Genomic DNA, 1,649 nt, shown 5'->3' on the forward strand with positions numbered 1-1,649 from the left:
GTATAAATGGAAACGCGAACCGCTCGTGGCCGATTGTGTCATGATGTATGCACAGCGCGGCAGTGGCAAACGCTCGTCTTATTATTCGGACTACACGTTTGGATGCTGGACCCCCGATGGCAATTTGCTGCCTGTCGGCAAAGCCTATTCCGGGTTCAGCGACGAAGAGTTAAAATGGCTCGACCGCTTTGTGCGCACTAATACCGTCGCGCGCTTTGGCCCGGTGCGTGAGGTGGAAAAGACTCTGGTGCTTGAGGTCGCGTTTGATGCGGTGCACGAATCGAAAAGGCACAAATCGGGCATCGCTATGCGCTTCCCGCGAATTTCGCGGCTTCGGCGCGACAAGCCAGCGGATGAAGCGGACAGTATCGCCGCGTTGCGCGCGATGATTGGTTAGAGAAACGCCTTCACGTCAGCCATGAATCGGTCAAACTGGTCATGGTGCAACCAATGCCCGGCATTTTCATATTCAATCACTGATGCCGTTGGAAAATGTGCGATGCGGCCATCTTTTTCGGGGTTGGATGCCCAGCTGTTGGCGCCGTACATCAACAACATCGGACAGGTTATCGACTGCCATATCGCCATCAGATCCTCGCGGGGCATGTCGAAAATAGCCCAGATGTTGAGGTAATTGTCGAACTTCCAGCTCCAGCTGCCGTCTTCGTTCCGGCTAATGCCATGGACGGTCAGGTGACGCGCTTGCTCGTCGGTCAGATAGCTGTTTTCCGTCTTCATCCGCTCATATGCGGCTTCGATATTGGGGTAGCGTTTGGGCGTGCGGCCTGCCGCGTTGCGCTTGTCCTCGATCCATTGCCGGAACCGCTTCTGTATGCCAATGGCGTCGCGTTCGGCCTGCATCTTGGGTGACATGCCAAGCCCTTCGATATTGACCATCTTGCGTACATTTTCCGGGTAAATCCCTGCATAGCGCGTTGCGATATTGCCGCCCATGGAATGCGCGATGATGCTGACCGGGGCGAGGTTCAATTGATGGATCAATTGGGCCAAGTCGTAAACAAAAGTGGACATTTCATAGCTGCCGTCTGGCGACCATGCGCTGTCGCCGTGACCGCGTAAGTCGGGCGCAATAATGTGCCAGTCGTGACGCAATTCCTCGGCAACCCAATCCCAGCTGCGCGCATGGTCGCGCCCGCCATGCACCAAAAGCAATGGCGGCGCGTCGGGGTTTCCCCAATCGACATAATTCAGCCGAAGCCGTTGCGAGATGAAGCTGTTCGTGATGGGGCCATGTAAAGTCATTCGGCGGCCAGTAATTGCTCTGCACCACCAAGGTCAACCGATACCAGTCGGCTAATACCCTGTTCAACCATGGTGACGCCAAATAAGCGATGCATGCGGCTCATCGTCACCGCGTTGTGCGTCACAATTAAATACCGCGTATCGGTCTCGCGCGTCATGACATCGAGCAAGTCGCAAAAGCGTTCGATATTGGCATCATCAAGCGGCGCGTCGACTTCATCAAGGACGCAAATGGGCGCCGGATTGGTGAGGAAGAGCCCGAAGATAAGCGCCACTGCAGTCAAAGCTTGCTCCCCGCCTGACAGCAAGGTCAGCGATTGCAGTTTCTTGCCCGGCGGTTGCGCGAAGATTTCCAGTCCGGCCTCAAGCGGATCATCGCTGTCGAT

1 protein-coding gene and 2 pseudogenes are annotated in these 1,649 nt (G+C 55.7%); 1 reads left to right on the plus strand and 2 read right to left on the minus strand.

What is annotated here, in order from left to right; genetic code table 11:
• Positions 1-397 (plus strand): annotated as a pseudogene (locus tag ACLL9E_RS04810) (ATP-dependent DNA ligase); the annotation flags it as partial.
• Here the strand turns inward: ACLL9E_RS04810 and ACLL9E_RS04815 are convergent.
• Entirely contained in the window at positions 394-1,263 is an 870-nt protein-coding gene (locus ACLL9E_RS04815) for an alpha/beta fold hydrolase (RefSeq protein ID WP_411290607.1), read from the minus strand. The pseudogene ACLL9E_RS04810 and the gene ACLL9E_RS04815 overlap by 4 nt on opposite strands.
• A pseudogene (locus ACLL9E_RS04820) lies at positions 1,260-1,649 on the minus strand (chromosome segregation protein); the annotation flags it as partial. The gene ACLL9E_RS04815 and the pseudogene ACLL9E_RS04820, both read right to left, overlap by 4 nt.

Origin of the sequence: Sphingorhabdus sp. (genome assembly GCF_046596595.1) — a bacterium.
Taxonomy (GTDB): domain Bacteria; phylum Pseudomonadota; class Alphaproteobacteria; order Sphingomonadales; family Sphingomonadaceae; genus Sphingorhabdus_B.

Excerpts from the sequence above, each read along its gene's own strand:
- ACLL9E_RS04815 (WP_411290607.1), bottom strand. The coding sequence starts at position 1,263 with ATGACTTTACATGGCCCCATCACGAACAGCTTCATCTCGCAACGGCTT.